Genomic DNA, 24,533 nt, shown 5'->3' with positions numbered 1-24,533 from the left:
GGAGTTTTATACCATTACAGGAGGAAAGCCCAGCCAGCAGTAGGAGACTGAAAATGAAATGGGCAATCAGATTTTTTTTTATGGAGTGGTGCATAATCAAAGGCAAAGGGAGCACCTCCCTTCCGAGTATTTTTAGGTAAGTAGATCGTACAAAGGTCAGTTATTTTATAAATTATACGCAGGATTAAGCGGAAAAATTGCTTCAATATCTTCAACTTTTTCAATAAATGTTGATCGACTTGTCCCTGTTGCCTAAGGTCTTAAAGTTTTTTCATATTTTAAATGGAGAAAATATAAGTTTTAAGATCCACTTCCTTAGGCAGTTCCATTTTCTTTTTCAGGCGGTAGCGTTTGAGCTCCATGCTTCTGTGGGTAATATTAAAAATTGAGGCCAGCTCTTTGGTGGTCAAGTTCACCTTAATATAGGCGCAGAGACGCAAATCCTCATCCGTCAGGCGGGGATGTTTGGTTTTCAGTTTTTTGAAAAAATAGGCATGGGTTTCTGAGAAGGCGGACTCAAATACGAGCCAGTCTTTTTTCTCATCGAAATTTTTATCGATAATTCGGTCGAGGCGGTCAATGTCTTTTTTCTGAACAAAGCGATTTTGCTCCCGAATATTACTGATCTCATGCTTCACAGATTCTATCACTTCTTTCTTTTTCTCACTTTCCAGCAGCAGCTTGGATAGTTCCTTGGTTTTATCATCAATTTCCACTTTAAGCTGCTTGGCCTCGAGTTCAAGCATGCGTTCGTTGTTGAGCGTCCGCAGCTTATTGAGCCTTGACCGCTCTTTCTTCAGGGCTTCCATTTTTTGCTTTTTCAGCTTGACTTTATACCATCTCATACCGCTGAATATGAGCATCAATTGTAAAATCACATAGATACCGATCGCATATTTCGACCAGTAAAATGGCGGACGAATACGGAAATCTATTTTGCTGATTCTACCATCGGCTGTATTGCGCACCTTAAAGCTGTAAGTGCCTACGGGCAGGTTTTGGATTTTGTATTCGTTGGCATTTCCGTTGTTTTGCCATTTATCATGGTAGCCCACAAGCTTGTACTGATAGGTGGCGGCGTCGCTGAAATTAAAGGCGGAAAAACGCACCTCAAAAGTGTTGAACTTATAGGGCACCGCTGAATAATTCTCCCGAGGCAGGCGCTCGCCACTGCGGTCATCACTAAAAGTTACTGCTGTAATTTGTGTCCTTTTGGTTTTTTGGCGATATGAAAGCAGGCTGCGAAGATCTAAAATGGCAAAGCCCTCACTCAGGCTTAAACCAAACTGATTGTTGGGCAATACACTGACCTGCTCATAGTTATGAATGAACTGCTGCCCCAGCACTTGAATGTAGTACGGCAGTTCAATTATACTATTGTCCTGTTCATCGAAAAGCGAAAGATTTTTATTTTTACTGATCAGTCGGTAATGATCAATCTTTGGCGAAAAATAGGAAATACCACTCAATAAAGAAGCATCGGCCTCGTCGGTAGCTGGGTCGGCAGGGAAGGAGATGGCGGTGTCTTTGCTCGATACCAGTACATGGTTGCCCCGAGAAAATACCCGAAGGTGATGCGCTTTACGCAATGCCTTCTGGTGCATCAGGTCTTGCATTTTAACAATCGCATCTCCTGTTTCATTCAGCGTGATCACGTTGGCCTTTTTACTGAAACCCGTCACAACAATTCTTCCGTCAGGTAGTTCGGCCAGGTCGCGCGTTACGCCCGAGAGGTGCTCCAGGCTTTTCTGAAAAACCCATTGCTGCCTGATTTTCTTATAAACCGCCACACTATGATAGGTGCTTTGGTAAAGCATGCCAGGGTGTGCCTTGCTCTCTAAAAACTGATAACCACCAGCAACATCAGAGATTTTTTTCATCTGGTGATTTTTGATGGTATAGGTGCCCGTGTTGTGTCCGCACAAAAGGTCTTCCCCGATGAGCGACAAGTTCCATACTTGCCCATCAGAACCCTCAACCTTATGAATAGTGGTGTTGATGGGGTTTTGTTGAGGCTTAAAATAGAACAACCCCTGATTGGAGCCTACATAATAATACCCTTCAAAATAGGCAATATCATATACGCTACCGAGTTGGTGGTTCTGATCGTGGTAAAAATAGATCGGGGCGTCAAGGTCGAGCAGGGCAATACCATTATCGGTACAGATCCACAATAGATCATCTCGGTACATTAGGCCATGCACCCGATTGTTGGGCAGCCCTTTTTGGGTGTTGATCTGCTGACTGATGTGTCCTTTCAGATCGCCAATAATTACGCCGCCCGACATGGTTCCAAAGGCATATTGCTGCGCACCAATGCGGAGGACTTTATTGATTCTGAGTTTTTTCAGCAGTTCATTCAGCTGATTGTCAATAGGGGTGGCCTGTCCATTGGAAAAATAGAATAAGCCATGATCCTGCGTTGCCAGCAACATTTTATCAGCCCCTAATTTTTCGATAAAGGTAACCTGATAGTTGTCCAAAGCACCATCGGCGGATAATGACTGCTGCAAACCGTCAAGATTACTGCTCAGTAATTCACCGTGATTTTTCTGATAATAAATCTCCTGACCTATGGGGTAACTATAGGTGGTCGTGCTGCCATCTTTTATACGTTCAAAGCCGATATGGCCTTCAGCATCGACGAAATAGATGCGGTTGAAGGCCTGAAAAATGACCCGCTCCCCCAGGCTGTAAATTTTCCAGATGTCAGTGCTTATTCTTGTTAAAGGATGAAAACCCGAAGCAAGATCTTTTTCCAGAAAATAGCCCATCATTTCATTCCCCCCTACATAAATGGTATCTGCTTTACAATGCACCGACCGAAGCATATTTCGGGTTTCATAAAGCTGCCAGTCCTCACCATCATATTGAAGTAAACCCAGGGTATTGGCAATATAGACTGTCCCCTGATCCGATTGGTCAATGTCCCAGTTTTGGTTTTCTGCCTGATAGTCTGTTTTGGAGAATACGGTAATTTTTGGGCTCATCAAACCCATTTGATCGATATGATGATTGGCCAAGGCAGCAGTTTGACTCAGCAGGATGAATATTAGGACTAAAAATCTCATTTTCTTAAAAATTGGACTGCAATTTCCGTTTTTTTCCCTTCAAAAACACTGTTTTGGGCTATTAATTAACCATTATTTGAAATTTGCAATTTTGAGCTTAATAATTATCAATTATGTAAAAGTGGATAGGCTTGTTTGGTTATTCTTTGAATGTGTTCAAAAATCATTCCTGTTCATGATGTAATAGGGGTACATCATTAAAAAATATTTTTCTTTTTATAGATTTTTGCTATATGATCTAAGTTACTGATAATCAATCGATGTAACCCTTTTTTGAAGGGTGATGTAGATTTGATGTTTTGAAAAATTGATTGATTTTCCTGCTTCTTACTCACATTTGTATTGATCGCTGTGGTGTAGAAGGGTTGAAAGTGTTGAAGACGAATCACAATTTTTAGGAATGCCCCGCAACTGCAGGGTGCTAAGGATGGTGAGGCGTAGGTGGGAAGGCCCCATAGGACGATCTACCATTTATAATTTAATTTTTAGATAATCAGTATTATGCTTAAACATTTACTATGTTTTTTTCTGATGCTTGGAAGCATGACCGCCTTTGGGCAGTCTGGTTTTACAGTATCTGGAACGGTCAAGGATACCGACGGTTCAGAGCTTCCTGGTGTGAGTGTGATTGTGAAAGGCACAACCCACGGAACATCAACCGACTTTAATGGGGAGTTCTCTCTCTCTAATGTGAAAGAGAATGAAACCCTTGTTTTTTCCTTCATCGGGATGAAGCCACAGGAATTTTTGGTAGGTAACCAAACTTCTTTTGAGGTTTCGCTTGACGCCGATGTAAGCAGCCTTGAAGAGGTTGTTGTGATTGGTTATGGTACTTCAAAATCCAAAGACCTTACTGCACCGATTGCGAGTGTAGATAACAAGGAGTTGAAATCCATGGCAGTAGCTTCGCCCGTGAATGCGATTCAGGGTAAAGTTGCCGGGGTAAACATTGTTTCCAATGGTGCACCGGGTGAAGGCCCATCAATGCAGATTCGTGGTATCGGATCGGTGAACGGAAACAACCCATTGTATGTAGTGGACGGTATGCAGGTAACGGATATCAACTGGGTAAACCCGAATGATATTGAGTCGATGAGTATTTTGAAAGATGCTTCGGCTTCTGCGATTTACGGTATGCGTGCATCGGGTGGTGTAGTGATTATCACCACAAAATCAGGGCACAAAAATGAGAAAATGAGATTCTCTTACGATGGTTTCTATGGTACACAGCAGGTTACCCAGCGTTTGGAGATGGCCAATTCGGCACAATATGCTGATTTCATGCGTGCATCCAACAATCCTGATCTTATCTCTCATGTAGATGCTTCTATGGAGCGTTACGGAAGCACACCTGATGGCAACCCATTGATGTCGACGGACTGGTATAATGAATTGATTAAAGCAGCGCCAATCCAAAGCCACAATATTTCCCTGAACGGTGGAAACGAGAAATCTACTTATGCGATTGGTCTGGGTTATTTCAACCAGGGCGGAATCGTGAACGAAGGGCAGGGCGACTACGAGCGTATTTCCCTGAAAACAAACTTCAAGCAAACGGTTTCTGAGTCATTCACCTTTGGTTTGAACATGACTTTAACCACCGAGGATAAAATGCTGGACGATAACCGTGCCTTCTTTCAGGCTTATGTGAACAGCCCACTTTATCCTGCTTTTGATGAAACTCTTGGCGATGATCAGGCTTACCCTCGTAAGTTTGCCAACCCTCACAACATTGGTTATGATACTTATTATACCAACCCATTGGGTGTAGCATATTACCACGGAAACAACAGACAACAAAGTGTGCGTGTTTTGCCTAACCTATATGCGGAGCTTAAGCCATTCAAATCGGATAAAATTTCTTTCCGAAGCAGCATCAGCATGGATTACCGCAACGAACGTGGTAGCTACTATACACCAGAATATCAAATTGGAAATACCATACAGCCGATCAACACTTTAACAAAAGTGCAGCACTGGACTTACAATATGAACTGGGATAATTATGCCACTTACGAGGACACCTTCGGGAAGCATAATGTAAAAGTGATGGTCGGTACTTCAACTATTGAGGAAAACTGGCGATCAAACAGCCTGACTGCTCAGGGCGTTCAGGACCCTAATTATATCCATACTGGTGACGAATCAACCATTACAGGTTCTGATGGCGGTGAGCGTTTCCGTATGTTCGGTTACTTTACACGTGCTTCCTACAACTACGATGGCCGTTACCTGATCACAGGTATGATTCGTCGTGACGGTAGCTCAAAATACCAGGAAAAATGGGGAACCTTCCCTTCAGTAGGTTTGGGTTGGGTAGCTTCTGAGGAGAACTTCTTCAAAGACTGGAACCAATCGACGATCGATCATTTGAAATTCCGTGCTTCATTCGGTGAGCTGGGTAATGCGCAGGGAAGTGCCAACAATGGTTTTGCATCTATCGCCAATGGTGGTTTGGGACAATCAGGAATCTTCGGTGGTGCTACTTTGGTACCAGGGATGATTCAGGATGGTATTTATTCATTCCTGACCTGGGAACGTACCCGTGAGATTAACATTGGTTTTGAGACCAAAGCTTTTGATTACCGATTGAACATGGAAGCCGATTACTTCAACCGCCAGACTTTGGACATGGTAATTATGCCTCCTCAGCCAAACGGTTTGAAGCCTACAATGCAAAATGCAGGTAACATGACCAATAGCGGTATTGAATTGGCCTTGAATTGGTCGGATCAGGTGGGTGATTTCTCTTACAGCGTAGGAGGTAACCTGACCAAACTGGGCAATGAAGTTACTTATCTTGGTGGCGCACCTTACATTCAAACGGGGTCTGCAGAATTTCCTCAGATGTTGAAGCCAGGCGAGGCTGCATTCAGTTTCTATGGCTGGGAAGTAGATGGTGTTTACCAAAATCAGCAAGAGATTGACGACTGTCCGATTGCACAGGAAAACGGATTGAAACCTGGTGATTTCCGCTATAAAGATTTGAATGGTGACGGTGTAATTGATGAGGATGACCGTACCAATTTGGGCGCTCCAAACCCAGATTACTACTATGGATTCAACTTCAACCTTGGTTACAAAGGCATCAGCCTTTCGGCCAACTTCATGGGTGCACAAGGCGGATCGGTTTTCAATAGAAAGCGTGCGGATATTAACAAACATGCCCGTAACAACATCGACGCCAACATGGCCAACAACCTTTGGACTGGCGAAGGAACTTCAAACACTTATCCTTCAGCAGAAGGGATGTTCAATACCTGGAATAATGGTCGCTTGAACAGTTTCTTCATCGAAGATGCTTCTTTCTTCCGCCTTCAAAATATCCGCTTGACTTATGCTTTGCCAAGCAGCGTAATGGAGTCACTGAAGATGACAGGCGCATCGGTTTACGTGAATGTGGATCGCCCTTACACTTGGTTCAATACCAATGGCTTTACGCCAGAAGTACCAGGTGGTATCGATGAGCAGACGTATCCAATTCCTGCAGTATTCTCTTTGGGAGTAAACTTGTCTTTCTAATCGCATAAACGAAACTAAAATGAATATAAAATATAAATTCATCGCTGTGCTTTTGGCGGTTATGTCCTTAAGCTCATGTAACAACTGGTTGGATATTGTTCAGGAGGGGGTTGTTCCTTCTGATGAAATTGACTTCACGGATCCTTCGCAAATGTATGGCCCTGTTTCAGGGGTTTATGCTGAAGCCCGAGCAAAAATGACCCAATGGGAAATGTGGCCGATGTTGGTCGTTCGTGGAGATGAAGTGACCAAAGGTGGGGGTAGTGATGCCGATCAAATGGATTTCCTTCACATTGAGAACTTCAACTATGGCGCAGTAAAAAACTTCTGGGCACTGAACAACGCCTGGGAAGCACTTTATACGGTCGTGAATACTTCTTATTACAATGAAGATTTGCTGAATCGCTTTGTGGAGCACCTGACCACCGACGAGCAGCTCGCACAGGCAGAAGCTTACCGTGGGGAGATCGTTTTCCACCGTGCAATGGCTTATTTCTTCATCCACCGACTTTGGGGAGAAATTCCATTGGTAGATCCTGAGAATGTCAACAACGGATTCCTGCCAAAATCAACCATCGCCAATGTGCGTGCGCATATTCACGAATTGCTTGATTTTGCGATTGATGTGCTTCCAGAATCACAGTCAGAGCACCAGGGGGCAGTAACAAAATACACAGCCATGACCCTGAAAGCGAAATTGGCTTTGACAGAAATGGATTACGCTTCAGTATTGACACTGACAGACCAGATCATCAATTCTGGCGCTTACAGTTTGGTACCACAGGCAGATTATTACGACCTGTTTAAAATCGATGGTAAGCTTGCTTCGGAATCAGTATATGAATTCCAGTTCTCGGATTTCGGTAATGGCGATGGCCCACAGATTTATGGCGACGCCTGGTTCCAGCATCAGGGACCTCGAGGAAATCCTGCACCAATTGAAGGCTGGGGATTTGTGATTTTGGAGCCTGAATATTTGGAATTCCTGAACACCCGAAACAACGGAAACCGTGATGAAGAGCGTTGGAACCTTGCTGTTTTGGAGTCTGGAGCAACAACACCTTCAGGAGACCATATTGCAGAGTTTGACCCAGAATACATGGAAGGAAAAGCCCACTATAATGGCAAGGCTTATACACCAAAAGATCAGATGACTCCTGGTCGTCCGAACTACGGCGCCAACAACAACATCCGTGTTTTCCGCTATGTTGATGTGCTTTTGATGAATGCCGAAGCTAAGGTGGTTAATGGTGGCGATGCCGCGACGCCTTTGAATATGGTACGTAACCGTGTGGGACTTTCAAGCATTGCAAGCCCAACACTCGATGATATTTTAAATGAACGACGCGCTGAATTATCAGTGGAATGGGGTGACCGTTTCAATGATTTGGTACGTACCGACCGTGCCTCATCGGTATTGGAAGGCTTCGTAAAAGGCGAGCACGAATATTTGCCTGTTCCATTGCGTCAGGAGGATTTGAACCCTGAATTAGGGAAACCAGCAGTTTAATTAATGTGATGATTGCTGAGGAGGGGGAGTTGGTGGACTTTCCCTCCCTTTTCTTTTTATCCACCATTCCAGCAAGCCCAACAGCCTGCTGCCATTCAACAAAAATACCTTACCCTATTTCGAGCTCCTCTCACCAAAAATTTAATACGGAAAATATAATCGACATGCAGATTAAAAATTGGATCAGCAACAGTAGAGTACCTGCCTTGATTTTGGCTGGTGGATTGGCATTTGCCGCCTGTAACTCCGCAGAACAAAAAGTACCAATGGACTGGCAGAGCTACAGCCAGGATGCAACCATTGAAAATAAAGTGGATTCCTTGCTCTCATTAATGACGCTCGAAGAGAAAATTGGTCAGATGACTCAATTCGCCGGGCAGGGAGCAGTTACCGGTCCGGAAATTGGCGACGAATTCAAAGCCTACCTCGAAAAAGGACTGGTTGGTTCGATGTTCAATGTTTTCGGTGCCAAAGGACTTCGCCAGTTGCAGGAGCAGGCGATGGAAAAATCACGCTTGCGTATTCCTATCCTTTTTGCTGCTGATGTGATTCACGGTTATGAAACCACCTTCCCAATGCCATTGGCAGAATCTTGTTCATGGGATTTGGAACTGATGGAAGAGTCGGCGAGAATTGCTGCCGAAGAAGCGACTGCCGCAGGAATCAGCTGGACTTTCGCCCCTATGGTGGACATTAGCCGTGATGCCCGTTGGGGACGTGTGATGGAAGGTGCCGGAGAAGATCCTTATTTCGGTTCTTTGGTTGCCAAAGCGCGTGTTCGTGGTTTTCAGGGTATTGAAAACTACCAGGATTTTGCCAAGCCAAATACCATGTTGGCCTGTACAAAGCACTTTGCGGCCTATGGTGCTGCTGAAGCTGGTCGTGATTACAACACAGTGGATATTTCAGAGCGTACCCTGAGAGAGGTTTACCTACCGCCATATCAAGCAACATTGGAAGCAGGCGTAGCCACTTTCATGACTGCTTTTAATGAAGTGGAAGGTGTACCAAGTACTGGAAATAAATATTTGTACACGGATATCCTTCGTGAAGAGTGGGGATTCCGTGGTATGGTGGTAACCGACTATACGGCCATTAATGAGATGATGGCGCACGGTTATGCGGTGGATCTTGCACAGGCAGCAGAAAGAGCAGCCAACGCAGGTATTGACATGGACATGAACGGGGCGGCCTATGCGGAAAACCTTAAAGGATTGGTGGCTTCAGGGCAAGTATCAGAAACGACCATTAACCGTGCAGCAGCGCGTGTGTTGGAGCTGAAATTCTTGCTTGGCTTGTTCGATGATCCTTTCAGATATATGGATGAAGAACGCGAACGTACTGTAATTGGTAAGCCTGAATTTTTGGAGGCTGCCCACCGTGGTGCGCAACGTTCGATGGTATTGCTGAAAAACGAAAATAATATCCTGCCTTTGGCTAAAGATCAGGCTAAAAAAGTAGCATTGATCGGCCCAATGATTCAGGAGCGCATGAGCCTTAATGGCGAGTGGGCGATTAGAGGCGACAGAAACAAGTCGGTAACGCTTTTTGAAGGACTGACACAGAAATACAAAGGCAGCAAGGTGAAGTTTAACTACGCCAAAGGGTGTGATCTTTTGGGGCAGGAAGGCACCAAAGGTTTTGCAGAGGCATTGCGCGTGGCTCGTCAGTCTGACGTGATTATTTTCGGTGGTGGTGAGGACTTCAACTGGTCTGGTGAAGCTGCTTCCCGTACAGAAATCAAATTGCCTGCACCACAGCAAGACTTACTCAAAGCACTGAAAAAATTGGGTAAACCAATCGTATTGGTAGCGGTAAATGGCCGTCCGTTGAACCTTTCCTGGGAAGATGAAAATGTAGATGCCATTCTTGAAGCCTGGTACCCAGGAACGATGGCCGGACACGCCGTAGCGGATATTCTTTCAGGGGACTACAACCCATCAGCAAAACTGACGATGACATTCCCTCGAAATGTAGGACAGATTCCAATTTATTACAACCATAAAAACACTGGTCGTCCTTTGGATCCTAACAATTGGGCAGATTACAAATCCTCTTACCTGGATGTGCCTAACTCACCGCTGTATCCTTTCGGTCACGGTTTGTCTTACACTTCTTATGCTTACAGCGATTTGGAAATCAGCCAGAGCAGCTTTGCTAAAGGTGGAAAAATTACCGCTTCAGTAAAAGTGAAAAACACCGGAAAATACGATGGCGAAGAGATTGTACAATTGTACATCCACGATCAGGTAGCCTCGGTAACTCGCCCTGTAAAAGAGCTGAAAGGCTTTCAGAAGGTGCGCCTGAAAAAAGGAGAAGAGCAAACGGTGAAATTCGAGATCGACGAATCAACGATCACCTTCCTTGGTTTGGACAAACAGCCAACCGTTGAAGCTGGAACTTTCGACCTTTGGATCGGGGCAAGTTCTGCAGATGAGCAAAACCATATTCAGTTTACATATCAATAAAATTTTTAATCGGATGCCACTTCCAAGGGCGTGTTTAAAACTTAAAATTCGCAATAGGATGGTCGGTTTTTTAACATGCGCTAAGTGGCATCCTTTAATATTTTTAACATGAGAAACATTCTATCAATTTTTTTACTATTTTTTGCCGCCAATTTTGCCTTTGCGCAAGAGGATAATGCGGAATATTTTTTCTTCGATAGCCCCGACGCTGAAGCCTATGATACCGGCCTGGGCTTTGCTGAAGAAGGCAGTAGCCTGACCACCACCTGTCTTTCAGGTACAGAATACTGCGAAAAAATGCCCATCACTGCTGATCAGAAAGTAGTGGGAAACAATGCCATTTCAGTGACTTACACCTCTGTGGAAGATGGCGACTGGAAAGCGATCATTATTCAGGCAGGTTGGAGAGCGATCAATTTTGATCAGAAAGAAACCGTTTCTTTCTCCTTGTATGCTGAAGAGGGGATGGCAAAGAACTTATTGCCTGCCTTGTATTTTGAAATTGCAGGCAGCGATGATTCTCAGCGTGTTGCTTTGGGCGATTATGTTGATGACCTGCCGGCAGCCACCTGGGTGGAAGTAAATATTGCTGTCGACGACCTGAAGAATACGGCAGGAAATGAAAATATAATTTGGGCAAATGTACAGGGCTTCTGCCTGGCACAAAATACTGCCGATGGCACAGAACATACCATTTTGGTGGACGACATCCGCGCGATTGGTGACGGTAACGTGGTACCTCCTTCTGCAGTTTTCGAAAAAATCTTTACACAGGGAACAGATACACATGCCTATGATCAGAGTTTCATTCTTCAGGCGGACGGAAGCTCTTTTGAAGAAGGTTGTTTCTTAGGCGAATATTGTGGCAAAATTCCTGTTGCTCCTACTGCTTTTGTGGGCGAAAATGCTTTATCCCTTAAATGGACTTCTGCAGACGGTGGAAACTGGGAAGCTGGCCTGGCCAAAGCAGACTGGTCATTTACGGATGTTGAAGGGGCTACTGAGCTGTTCTTCTGGGCTTACAGTGCCGAGGGAATTGCCAAGGAAAACCTTCCGGGAATTAAATTTGAAAGCCTTTCAGGGTGGTCTGACAAATTTTTATTGTCGGCCTATAATGAGGACCTTCCTGCTGGCGTTTGGACTAAATTGGTTCTTCGTCCTGATTTTGAGGAAAGTGGTGTTGACATGACGGGCATTAAAATGGTAGGATTCTGCCAGGATGTTGCTGATGGCGCTGAACACCATATGTTGGTGGATGACCTTACCTTTTCTAATCTTGCTGAAGAGGTTCCGGCGGTTACGGCATTAACGGCGGAAGGATTCGACTCGCACGTGAATGTTAGATGGGATGGACGATTCAATAATGAAACCACCTTTGAAGTTTTGGAAGAAGTGAATGGCGGTTTGAGATTGATCTCGGCCACTGAAAGCACCTTCCTGGTAGACTTTGTAGGGCAGGACATCAACCGCAATTATGTGGTAAGACAAAACCTTAACGGGCAGTATTCTCCTTTGGCTTCCGCTTCAGCAGTAACAAAAGAATTGACCGACGAGCAATTGCTCGATATGGTACAAAAGGCTGCTTTTGAATATTTCTGGGAAAGCCCATACGCACACGGAGCAACTCCTGAGCGCAGAATTGCCGGTGTTCGTGAAAACAATACTGTAGCTGCTGGTGGCTCCGGATGGGGTTTCATGGCTTTGCCTATTGGTGTGGAGCACGGCTGGGTGACTCGTGAAGAAGCGGCTGAACGTGCGTTATTAATGGCGCAATTCTTCGCTAATGCAGAACGTTTCCATGGTGCATGGTCGCACTGGATTAATGCTGTTTCAGGAAAAGCGATTCCATTTTCTGAATTGGATGATGGTGGCGATTTGGTAGAAACCGCTTTGTTGATGCAGGGAATGCTTGCAACGGCCAACTATTTCGATGGTAACAATGCTAATGAAAAAGGGCTGCGTACTTTGGTTTACAAAATGATGAACGAAATCGAATGGGATTTCTATCGTAATGGTACTGATGCACTTTACTGGCACTGGTCGCCAAACCATGATTTCGAAATGAATCACAAAATTACTGGTTTCAATGAAGCATTGATGGTTTACGTGTTGGCGGCATCAATGACCGAGCATAAGATTGAGGCAGACATTTATCACGATGGATGGGCTTCTGGTCCTGCTTTTGAAAATGGCAATGAATTTTACGGATTCAACCTTCCTTTGGGGCCTGCAATGGGTGGACCATTGTTCCTGAGCCAGTATTCTTTCATGGTCATGGATCCTTTCGGTATGAAAGACCAGTATGCGGCTTATGATGAGCAGGTGGTGAATCAGACAAAAATTAACCATGCTTTCTGTGTAGATAACCCTAACGGCCATGCCGGTTATAGCGATTTGGTTTGGGGACTGACCGCTTCAGACAACCCTGATGGATATTTGGCGCAAGAGCCAGGAGATGCAACCCACGATAACGGGACCATCACCCCAACAGCTGCTTTGGGAGCTTATGCTTTCACGCCAGAATTGTCGTTGCCTACCCTGAAACATTTCTACCGTGAAATGGGCGCAGAAATCTGGGACCTTTACGGCTTCCGTGATGCCTTCCATGTTGGTCGTGAGTGGGTAGCTGACGGTTATATCTCTATTGATCAGGGACCAATCCTTGCGATGATCGAAAATCATAGATCAGGTTTGTTGTGGAAACTGGGCATGACTTCCCCTTATGTACAAACAGGTCTTCGTGCTTTGGATATTGACTGGAACACTGAAAAATACAATGTATTGACGGACAACGATCAAGGCAAGGAACTTCAGAAAGTAGCCGTTTACGTGAATAGCGAGGCAGGTTACCTGAAAATTTTCACCAGCCAGAACATCATTGCTGAATCGCTGAAAGTAATAGGGGTAAACGGGCAATCTTCTGCCTTGACTTCTTCAGAGAAATACAACCAATATTATACAGTGCCTTTCAGTGGCCTGACAGCAGGTCTTTATTACCTCACTTTTGCTACTGAGGAAGGCGAGCTGATGACTTCAAAAATTATTATTCAATAAAAATTGTCCGGCTTAGTCCATGAAAAAATCAATGTTAATTAAATTTTCAGGAGTCGCTGTATTGGTGATGTTTGCTGCGGTCATGAGTATTGGCGGGATTAAATCCCTCAAAAGCGTGACCGACCAGCGCCCCAATGTGTTATTGATCATGTCTGATGATCATGCCATGCAGGCCATCAGCGCCTATGGGCATCCCATCTCACAAATGGCAACTACTCCTAACATTGATCGCCTGGCACATGAGGGCGTCCTTTTTGAGAATAATTTCTGTGCCAATGCAATTTGTGGACCCAGCCGGGCAACAATCCTTACTGGCCTGCATTCACATGCCAACGGTTTCATGAAAAACGATGGAACCAAATTTGACGGCCACCAGCCGACCTTGGCAAACATCCTTCAGAAAGAAGGATACCAAACGGCAGTGATCGGAAAATGGCATTTGAATACAGCGCCACAGGGATTTGATTATTATAAAATTCTAAATGATCAGGGGGAGTATAACAACCCTGATTTTATCACCAAAGATACCATCGTGCAGGAGATGGGCTATGTTACAGAGCTCATCACTAAATTCACAAAAAAATGGCTCCATAATCGGGACGAGGATAAACCGTTCTTCCTGATGATGCAGCACAAGGCGCCACACCGAAACTGGGTGCCGGCACCACAATATTACCGCCTATTTGAAAATACCATCTTTCCGGTGCCTGACAACTACTTCGATCAGTATGAAGGCAGGCAGGCAGCACAGGGGCAGGAGATGAATATTTACCGTGATGCCTATGAAGGCCACGACCTGAAAATGGTTAGTGGGGTGGGCAGCGACAGCCTGCTTTACGACCGTTGGCCACATGTATTTATGGGGAGAATGACCCCTGCCGAGAAAATGGACTTTTTTGAGGCGTACAGTCAGCGAAATGATGATTACTACCTGACCGAAAGAACGGACAAGCAGAAAGCAGAATGGAAGTTACAGCGATATTTGCAGGATTATCTGGCTTGTGTACGCTCTGTAGATGACAGCGTTGGTGATATCTATCAATACCTTGAAGATCACGGATTATTGGATAATACCATCGTCATTTATACCTCCGATCAGGGATTTTTTCTTGGGGAACACGGCTGGTTTGACAAGCGGTGGATGTACGAGGAATCTTTCAGAATGCCACTGATGATTCGGCATCCCGATCACCTGACGGGCAAACGTATTGAGCAGCTTACCCAAAATATTGATTTCGCTCCGACGATTCTTGAAATGGCTGGTGTAGCATCGCCAAAACCAATGCACGGGCTTTCGCTGATGCCCTTGATTGCTCAAGATACCGAGAGCCAAAATCAATGGCGTTCTTCGCTGTATTACCACTTTTATGAGTTTCCGGGATTCCATAGTGTTCAGGCACATCATGGGGTACGAACCGATCGCTATAAGCTGATTCATTTTTATCAGACCAACGAGTGGGAGATGTTCGACCTCGAAAAGGACCCGACGGAAATGAATAATATCTATAATAATGAATCCTACCATCATCAGCGGGCACAATTACAGCAGGAGCTTGATCGACTGGTGGGGGAGTACCAAGTACCTGACCACTTAATGCAATAAATTTTAATCGTTTACCTCCATATTTTTAAGGGCTGACCTCCCTTGAGGATATTAAAAATCAACGAATGAAAAACCGTTTTAGAAGTCTGCTTTTAGGTGGCCTCTCGATGCTCGGGCTAAGTGCTATGGCGCAGCCACAACTCGACCCCACCTACTGTAATCCTCTTAATGTCGATTACACCTATATGATCTACAATTCTCATCGAGATATTTCCTACCGTTCAGGCGCGGATCCCGCAGCAGTGGAATTTCGAGGGGAATACTATATGTTCGTGACCCGATCAATGGGCTACTGGCATTCTACGGATTTGGTCAACTGGGATTTTATCACCCCTGAAAACTGGTATTTCCAGGGATCAAACGCACCAACGGCCATCAATTATAAAGATTCGGTTCTTTATGTGGCAGGTAACCCTTCGGGTTCGATGTGTATCCTGGCGACTGACAATCCTAAAAAGGGCGACTGGAAACCATCGGAAACTATTTTACATAATCTTCAGGATCCGGAATTATTTATTGACGATGACGGTTCGGCTTATATGTACTGGGGCTCATCAAATGTTCACCCGATCCGTGCCAAGAAGCTGAATAAAGATCACCGTTTCGCCCCTGACGATCAGGTGCATGAATTATTCAACCTCGTAGAGGAGGAACATGGATGGGAGCGTTTCGGCGAAAATAATTTTCACCCAACGCTTAAAGAGGGGTATATTGAAGGGCCTGCCATGACCAAACACAATGGTAAATATTACCTGCAATATGCCGCACCGGGGACGCAATTCAATGTGTATGCTGATGGCGTTTATGTGGGCGACACCCCCCTCGGCCCCTGGAAATATATGGAAAGCAACCCAATGTGTATGAAGCCTGGTGGTTTTATCAATGGCTCAGGGCATGGTACTACCATGAAAGACAAGCACGGGCAATACTGGCATTTTGCGTCAATGGCACTGGCCTCCAACTCCCACTGGGAGCGTCGTTTGTGTATGTTCCCGACCTATTTTGATGCCGATGGCCTGATGCACAGCGACACCCAGTATGGCGATTACCCTCGCTATGGTGCCGACCACCCTACAAAAGCAGGGCAGTTCACCGGTTGGATGCTCCTTTCCTATAACAAGCCTGCAAAAATTTCTTCCTCATTGCTGGAAATCAACAAGAGTACGGCAACAGATGGTGACTATATTGTGGATACCCTGCATGCAGTACAGAACAACAAAGGCGAACTTTTCACAAAAGTCCTGACCGATGAAAATTCAAAATCCTACTGGGTGGCAGAAAGTAACGATGATCAGCAGTTTGTAGAAATCGACCTGCAGAAAGTCAGTACCGTAAGGGCGTTGCAAATTAACTTCCATGACCACGAATCGGGCTTGTATGGCCGACCAAAAGACCTGCGCCACCAGTACACGGTAGAACATTCGCTGGATGGTAAAAACTGGGAGATCCTCATTGATAAATCCAATAACTGGAAGGACGTTCCCAACGATTATATCGCTTTGCCACAGGCCGTAAAAACGCGATATATTCGCTACAACAACGTGCATGTGCCTACGCCGTATTTCGCACTTTCTGAATTGCGGGTATTTGGGCTGGCCGAAGGCAGAAAGCCGGCAAAAGTGAAGCAATTTAATTTTGACCGTTCTGCAGATCCACGTGAGGTGGTGCTCAACTGGGCAAAAGACAAAAATGCAACAGGCTATAATATTAAATGGGGAATTGCACCCGATAAGCTGTATCAGTCGTGGTTGGTGTACGACCGCAATGAGATCAAAATTCCTTCCCTTGACAAAGGAACGACCTATTATTTCAGTATTGAGGCTTTTAATGAAAGCGGGATTTCTACGCCTACCACCCCTGTAATGGTGAAATAAAGGCAGCAACCTGTGCTGTTCAAAGCATGAGGAGGGCATGTCCACTGTAACGCAAGCCTTTTTTGTGCTAACAATTCAGGCTTGTAGCATTCCAATAAATCATCAAAACGGCTGTTGACAATTTTGTGAACAGCCGTTTTTCTTTCCATCCATCCCTGAAACAGCCGCTTCTCCTGAGGGCGGAATGCAGGGCACTAAATTTATTTTAATCCGCCGCCTATTTTTGTGTGATTTTTGTGATAACATGTATAAAAGTCATAGTCCTTCTATTTTAAAGGATTTACATTTGCCAAATGAGGGTGCACTTAAATTGAGGCGCCATTAATAATATTGATGATGAATACAGCGATTAAAATTAACCCGTTACTTGGTTTGATTGGTACGTGGCAAGGCGATAAAGGCCTTGATCTTGCGCCTAAACCTGTGGAAGATGAACGTAACCCTTATTACGAAACCTTGATCATTGAACCTGTTGATATTGCTATAGAAAATGCAGAAACGCAGGAACTTACTGCCGTAAAATATTTTCAGGTGGTACGTGAAAAATCCAACGACAAAGTATCTCATAACGAGGTTGGCTACTGGATTTGGGACAATAACACCGATACCATCATGTGTTCTTTGTCTATTCCTCGAGGCTTGAGTCTTGTGGCAGGCGGTGAGTTCACAGCCAACGAAGCCGGAGACGTGAGCATCGAAGTCAATGCCAAAGATGGTGATGCAGAGTGGGGGATTGTTCAGTCGCCATTTTTGAAGGAAAAAGCGCGCACTTTATCTTTCAAGCGTACTTTTAAGGTCGAAGGCAACAAACTGACTTATAAGCAGGAAATGGAATTGGCCATTTACAACAAATCTTTCAACCATGTTGATTCCAACGTGCTGACAAAGGTGGACTAACCGATAAATTCCCCGTCAATTTTTGTATTGACGGGGATTTTTTTGCCCAAATTTTTTTCGTTGACCACCTTTTACCTTTCATCCTATCTTTCAGACCGTTGGTTGATGATTTTTTTTTCTGCGCATATACTTTTGTTTCTTCGTATATGCACAATTCCAAATTTATTTCTGTGAATCGATATTTCTTATCCCTGCTGATCCTATGGAGTGTGGTCAGTGGTTATCATGACCTTTATGCCCAGGCACCAGGCGGAAAAAATGGCCGACAGTTGCCCCCCATCAGCGAACGACCAAAAATTGGAACCCTCTCCGGTACGGTCGTCAGTCCTGAAGGCGCACCTTTGCCTTTTGCAACCATTTCCCTTTTTGATGCGCAAAATATAGATCAGCTCGTCGACGGCACCATCGCCGACGATAAAGGCAAGTTCCTGATGACCAACATTCCTGCAGGTATTTTTAAAGTGAAAATACAGAGTATGGGTTTCGAGGAAATGATGCTTGATCATCCGGTCAAGTTTTTTCCTAAAAGCTCACCGGAGGTAAAATTAGGCATGGTTAAATTGAAGGAAGCAGTAAAAGAGCTCGATGGCGTAACTGTGGAAGCCGAAAAGGAATTATTTGTACAGAGCATCGACCGGCAAACTTATGCAGTGGGCAGTGACCTTTCTGCTGAGGGTGGGGTCGCGCAGGATGTATTGCAGAATATCCCCATGGTCGAGATCGACAACGATGGTAATATCTCTTTGCGGGGAAGTGAAAACGTCCGCATTCTGATCAATGGAAAACCTTCCGATTTGATGGGCAGTGACCCTGCTACTTTGATGGAGCAAATCCCCTCAAACCTCATTGATAAGGTCGAGGTGATCACCAACCCTTCGGTAAAATTCAGCCCTGAAGGTTCCGCAGGAATTATTAATGTGGTATTGAAAAAAGACAAAAAAGGTGGTGCCTATGGTGGCGTAACGGCCAGTGCGGGTTCTTATGATAATTACGGCTTGTCGGTGAATGGTAATTCCTATAAAGGGGGGCTGAGCCTTACAGGAAGTTACAGTTTCAGGCAGCGCAACCGACTCATGGATCAAACGGTTGATCGCGTGAATTTGGGTGCAGCTGGCGATACCACGTCATTTTTGCATCAGTTTGCCAACAACAACAGGGGCATGAAATCCCACATGTTCAACCTCGGCGCTGAATATTCCTTCGGAAAGAATGTATTGGGTGTCTCTGGTGGATTGAATTTTTCCGACCGACCTTCCACCAATGTACTGAGCTCAACGGTTACCGATATCAATGGTCAGCAGAGTTCAAGCAATCAGGTTTCTACAACCGACAACAATGGATTGACCACCAATTTAGGCCTGGATTACGAACGCAAATTTGATCAGGCCGGCCGGTCATTAAAGGCAACCCTGAGTTATTCAAGCACCAACGAAACACAGCATGCTTATTTTGGTGTGCGGGAGCGCAATGACCTTGATATTGCCCGTGAAAATGTGAATTTTCAGCTTGATTACGTGCATCCGATTTCCTCCAAGTGGAATGCAGAAATGGGTTGGCAGTCCACCTATATCGAAAATAATCAGCTGACTTCAGTTTTTACCGCAAGTGGCGATAGCCTCGCAGCAGACCCTAACCGTTCCAACCGTTTCATTTATTCGGAGCAAATCAATTCGATATATGGGGTAATGAATGGTAAGCTCACAGACAAGTGGAGAATGCAGGCAGGATTGCGGGTAGAGCAGGCGCATATTTCGGCAGATCAGGTGCTGGAATCTGGTACTGATAAATACCCAAATGACTATTTCGCTTTTTATCCATCCATTCATATGGATTATAAATTGTCAGAGAAAAATCAGCTGAAGGCCAGCTATTCCCGACGGGTTTCAAGACCACGCGGAAGGCAGTTAAATCCTTTTGAAGATCGATCGAACGAGCTGGTGATCCGTAAGGGAAATCCTACGCTGAGCCCTTCGTTTACCGATAGTTATGAAGCAGGATTTACGCATCAAATGAACTGGGGAACGCTGAGTTCTGTCGCTTATTACCGTCATGCTACCAACGAAATTTCGCGGATTACCTACCGAGAAGGGGATGCGGTGTATAACACCTATGGCAATTTGGCGACCTCGCAGAATGCAGGAATAGATGTGAACTTAATGGCAAGACCTACCGAATGGTGGCGACTGATGCTCGGCGGAAGTGCCTATTACCAATACATGGATCCAAAGTCAGATTCCACCCTGACCATCGTTGAAGGAATGGTCTATGCCCTGAATATCAACAGTACATTCAATTTATGGAAGGGCGCCTCTTTACAGGCGATGGCGCGTTATTCCTCAGGAAGAGAAATTACCAACGGAGAACGATCTCACTTCCTTTTCAGTAATGTTGCCCTGAAACAAAAAATGCTCGACGGAAAATTGTCAGCGACATTGAAAGTCAACGATCCTTTCGACTTAATGAAATTTACCATCAGCACCTGGGATCCGATGTATTATCAGGACATGGAGCTGAATATGCTTGCCCAGACCGTGAACCTGTCCTTGAGCTATAATTTTGGGAAGTCCAACAAAAAGACCTCCCGTAAACGCCAGGGAAATGGGGAGTCCTCAGGTGGGGGAATGGAAATGGATTATTGATGAAAGAAATATCGTCAACGGTTTCCTTTTGGCGCCATCAAGAGGCTTGCTTGTGCCGATGGTAATCAATATGTTCTGATGACAGTTTCTTCGTACTCCACCAATTGCATTTGATCGGAAGTGAAGAGGAAACACAAATCCAATGCGCCTTGACGCAATAATGAAAGCACCAGCTATCCACTGGTGCTTTTTTATGTGCCCAAATTAAAGCCCTGAAGTTTCGGTCAGCATTGCCCGCTTCAGCCCATGGAAAAGCACACCCGATGATTGATTTTAGTTGGGACAACGATAGACCACCATCAGGTTTAATTCAGTCTCAGCACAGTTGATGCCGATCGTTCATGGAACCCCAAAGGTGAGTCGGCATGCTGATCAAAGAATAATTCATGCTGTTCAAACGGTCATTTTTTCGATCGATAGGAAAATATATTTAAGTGATTATGATATCAGGAAGCCTGAAACCGGTGGGTTACATTTTTGGTTGATTGGGTTACATTTTTGATTGGTTGGGTTACATTAATAATTATTTTATGTTTTTTTAAGATTTCGAGCAAATTGGTTTTTCAATTTAAATTCTCTAAAAAGCGTGTTTTAGAGCCAAATAGGGCAATTTCTCATTTGTTATTTTATGGAAAATCAAATTTCTTAATGGAAATACAAAGTTTTTAGAATTTAAAACTTATTGTACTTTTGTATCGGTCATTAGATCAAAGTAGCTACTTTTTTATTTTCCCCAATTTATTTTTTCATGAATGATCCAAATTATACTATGAAGGTTAGGCATAACTTAAGACCCCTATTAATCCTTTGCTTGCTGACATTTACAGCAATGCAAGCTATGGCACAGGTAACGATCCGAGGGATGGTGAAGGGCGCCAGCGACAACGCACCAATTCTTGGCGCAAACGTTGTTGAAAAAGGTACCACTAACGGTGCGATCACAGATTTCGACGGCGCATTTTCTTTCACCCTCGAAGGTGAAAACCCTTCTATTGTGATTTCTTATGTGGGCTATAAGCCGCAAACGATTGCAGTTGGGAATCAAACAAAATTCGATATTTCTCTTGAAGAGGATGTCGAAACACTGGAAGAACTGGTGGTTATCGGTTACGGTGTTCAGAAAAAATCAGTCGTAACCGGGGCGATTGCTTCTGTTTCTCCTGAAGAGATTACCGCTACACCGATCGCCAAAGTAGAGCAAGCCTTACAGGGGCGTTCGGCGGGTGTGTTCGTAGCCACCAACTCTGGTGCGCCAGGTTCGGGTGTTTCGATCCGCGTTCGTGGGGTCGGGACAAACGGGGACTCTTCTCCCTTGTACATTGTAGACGGATTGGTGGTTGCCAACCTGAACAATGTTAACCCTAACGACATCGTTTCCATGGAAGTCCTTAAAGATGCCGCTTCGGCAGCAATCTACGGTTCTCGTGGTGCGAACGGGGTTGTTTTGGTACAGACCAAATCTGGAAAAGCAGGTACCATGAAAGTGGACTACGATGGTTACTTCGGTGTTCAGAATGCCTGGAAAAAAGTGGGCGTACTGAATTCGAGAGAATACATGACCATGCACAACGAAGCATTATACAATGATGGTGGTGCTCCTAAATTTTCGCCTGAGCAAATTGCCAACCCTTCGGCAAACACCGATTGGCAAGATCAGATTTTCTCGAACAATGCACCGATCCAAAGTCACTCGATTTCTTTGAGTGGGGGTAGTGAAAAATCTACTTTCTCTTCCAGTATCGGTTATTTCGGCCAAACGGGTATTGTTGCTGGAGACAAGTCCAATTATAGCCGTTTGAATTTGCGTTTGAATTCTGAGCATAAAGTAAACAAGCGTGTAACGGTTGGTCAGAATTTAGGAATTATCATGTCGCAGTCAGCAGGGATTCAAGAGCAATCAGAATTTGGTTCTATTTTGGGCGCTGCCTTAATGCACGATCCCCTTACGCCAGCATTGATTACCGACCCTGAAGTATCGAAAACTTACGATGCATTGCCACACTTCCCTGTTCAAAACAGCAACGGGCAGTATTATGGTATTTCTGAGCAGGGACTTCGTGAAATCGCCAACCCATTGGCAAGAATCGAGAACACCAATCAGTTATATGAAGACCGCACCATTCAGGGTAATATCTTCGCAAAAGTGGACATGATGAAAGGGTTGTCATTCAAAACGGACATCGGTTTTAACTGGTGGAATTCACAAAATAGAAGTTTCACTCCTGAAGCCTATTATAATGAGGTGAACTACACAGGACTGAACAGTGCATGGCAGGAAGCCCAGTCGAATGAATACTGGCAGTGGGAGAATGTCTTGACTTACAATACTACCGTTGATAAGCACTCATTTGGTGGTATCTTGGGAACCACCGCCATGATTAACAAGGGGCAGGCCATTACAGGTACACGTTCCAATATCAACCCTGCAGGCTGGGACACAGGCTGGTTGGGCAATGGTGCCGACGATGAAACACAGAAATCTGGTGGATGGTATTACGAAAACCGTCTGTTGTCTTTCTTCGGTCGTGCCAATTATGATTACGATGAGCGCTATATGGTAACCGCAACAGTTCGTTATGATGGTTCTTCAAGATTCGGTCAGAACAATCAGTTTGGTTTCTTCCCTTCTGTTTCTGCAGGTTGGAACGTTCACAACGAGGAATTCTTCAACGTAAAAGCGATCAACCACCTGAAAGTTAGAGGTTCATGGGGACGCGTAGGTAATGAGAATATCGGTAACTTCGGATATTTATCAACGGCAGGCCGCACCATTCCTTATCCTATTGCAGGATCACCAGTAAATGGTATTGCCATCAACCGCCCATCGAATGCAGATTTGAGATGGGAGTCTTCGGAGCAGTCAAACATTGGTTTCGACATGGGACTATTGGATGACAAATTCACCATGACAGTTGAATATTACAGCAAAATCACCAAAGACCTTTTGGCGGACCGTCCTCAACCAGACTACACCGGGCAGGATTACCCAATTGCCAACCTGGGAACAGTACAAAATCAGGGATTGGAATTGAGTGCTCAGTATCGCAAAAATGAAGGTGAGTTCAACTTCGATATCGGTGGTAATGTGGCTTTCAACCAAAATAAGGTAACTGCCCTTGACAACCAAAACGGTTATGTTCCAGGATATACACCTTTTGCCTACGACGGTGGTACCCGTATGGAAATTGGACATACTTTGCCTTATTTCTTCGGATATAAAACCAATGGAATTTTCCAGAATGCAGAGGAAATTGCCAGCTATGTGAATGCCGAAGGCCAGCAGTTGCAGCCAGATGCACAGCCAGGTGATATCCGCTTTGTGGATGTGAATAATGACGGCTCAATTGATGCCGACGACCGTACCAATATCGGTAACCCAATTCCAACCATCACTTATGGTATGACTTTCAATGCCACCTATAAGCACTTCGATTTCATGATGTTCTGGCAAGGGGTTGCAGGTAACGAAATTGCCAATGTAAACCGCCGCCTGGATTTGGACGGACAAAATTACAGCACAAGAACGCTGAACCGCTGGACGGGCGAAGGAAGCTCAAACAATTACCCTCGCTCTACTTACACCGATGCCAACGGGAACTACAGCCGCCTGAACGATATGGTTCATATTGAAAATGGCGCTTACCTTCGCCTGAAGAACATTCAGCTTGGTTATACCTTACCTGAAGCGGTGGCCGCTAAAGTAGGTGCTGACCGTGTGCGTGTGTATGTATCAGCACAAAACCTGTTCACCATTACTGAATACTCAGGATTTGATCCAGAGATTGGTGGTACTTGGTGGGGTGACTTCGGTATCGACCGTGGTGTTTACCCTCAGGCAAAAACATTCTTGATGGGATTGAATGTATCCTTTTAATTCAATTTTTTAAAACTCAGA

Annotated in this window: 10 protein-coding genes; 9 read left to right on the top strand and 1 reads right to left on the bottom strand. The window is 44.8% G+C overall.

Annotated features, from left to right (window positions below; translation table 11 throughout):
• Window positions 1–278 precede the first annotated feature (278 nt).
• Window positions 279–3,071, bottom strand: coding sequence for a triple tyrosine motif-containing protein (locus tag AABK40_RS22550; RefSeq protein WP_338399428.1), 2,793 nt, complete (start codon window positions 3,069–3,071; stop codon window positions 279–281).
• Between the two features lie 501 nt (window positions 3,072–3,572).
• On the opposite strand from AABK40_RS22550, the gene AABK40_RS22545 reads away from it, so the two are divergent.
• From AABK40_RS22545 to AABK40_RS22505, 9 genes are all read left to right on the top strand, one after another.
• Entirely contained in the window at window positions 3,573–6,593 is a 3,021-nt protein-coding gene (locus tag AABK40_RS22545) for a SusC/RagA family TonB-linked outer membrane protein (protein ID WP_338399427.1), read from the top strand.
• A 19-nt stretch (window positions 6,594–6,612) separates the two neighbouring features.
• Window positions 6,613–8,103: a RagB/SusD family nutrient uptake outer membrane protein gene (locus AABK40_RS22540; protein WP_338399426.1), complete on the top strand. Its 1,491-nt coding sequence runs from the start codon at window positions 6,613–6,615 to the stop codon at window positions 8,101–8,103.
• 164 nt (window positions 8,104–8,267) lie between these two features.
• Window positions 8,268–10,571: a beta-glucosidase BglX gene (gene bglX / locus AABK40_RS22535; protein WP_332922372.1), complete on the top strand. Its 2,304-nt coding sequence runs from the start codon at window positions 8,268–8,270 to the stop codon at window positions 10,569–10,571.
• Window positions 10,572–10,679: 108 nt separating this feature from the next.
• Entirely contained in the window at window positions 10,680–13,625 is a 2,946-nt protein-coding gene (locus AABK40_RS22530) for a glucoamylase family protein (protein WP_338399425.1), read from the top strand.
• Window positions 13,626–13,656: 31 nt separating this feature from the next.
• Window positions 13,657–15,228, top strand: a complete 1,572-nt coding sequence (locus AABK40_RS22525) for a sulfatase family protein (protein ID WP_338399424.1) — start codon at window positions 13,657–13,659, stop codon at window positions 15,226–15,228.
• 65 nt (window positions 15,229–15,293) lie between these two features.
• The gene (locus AABK40_RS22520; protein ID WP_421953331.1) at window positions 15,294–17,102 is read left to right on the top strand and encodes a family 43 glycosylhydrolase; all 1,809 of its coding nucleotides are present in this window, start codon (window positions 15,294–15,296) and stop codon (window positions 17,100–17,102) included.
• Window positions 17,103–17,435: 333 nt separating this feature from the next.
• Window positions 17,436–17,999 (top strand): heme-binding beta-barrel domain-containing protein, encoded by a 564-nt coding sequence (locus AABK40_RS22515; RefSeq protein WP_332922368.1) that lies wholly within the window; start codon window positions 17,436–17,438, stop codon window positions 17,997–17,999.
• Window positions 18,000–18,169: 170 nt separating this feature from the next.
• Complete coding sequence (locus AABK40_RS22510) at window positions 18,170–20,638, top strand: TonB-dependent receptor domain-containing protein (protein WP_338399423.1); 2,469 nt, start codon at window positions 18,170–18,172, stop codon at window positions 20,636–20,638.
• An 838-nt stretch (window positions 20,639–21,476) separates the two neighbouring features.
• Complete coding sequence (locus AABK40_RS22505; protein ID WP_338399422.1) at window positions 21,477–24,512, top strand: SusC/RagA family TonB-linked outer membrane protein; 3,036 nt, start codon at window positions 21,477–21,479, stop codon at window positions 24,510–24,512.
• Window positions 24,513–24,533: the final 21 nt, after the last annotated feature.

This window comes from Persicobacter psychrovividus (assembly GCF_036492425.1).
GTDB lineage: Bacteria > Bacteroidota > Bacteroidia > Cytophagales > Cyclobacteriaceae > Persicobacter > Persicobacter psychrovividus.
The sequence above is the reverse complement of the archived record's forward strand: the minus strand, read 5'-3'. Positions and strand labels throughout refer to the sequence as shown.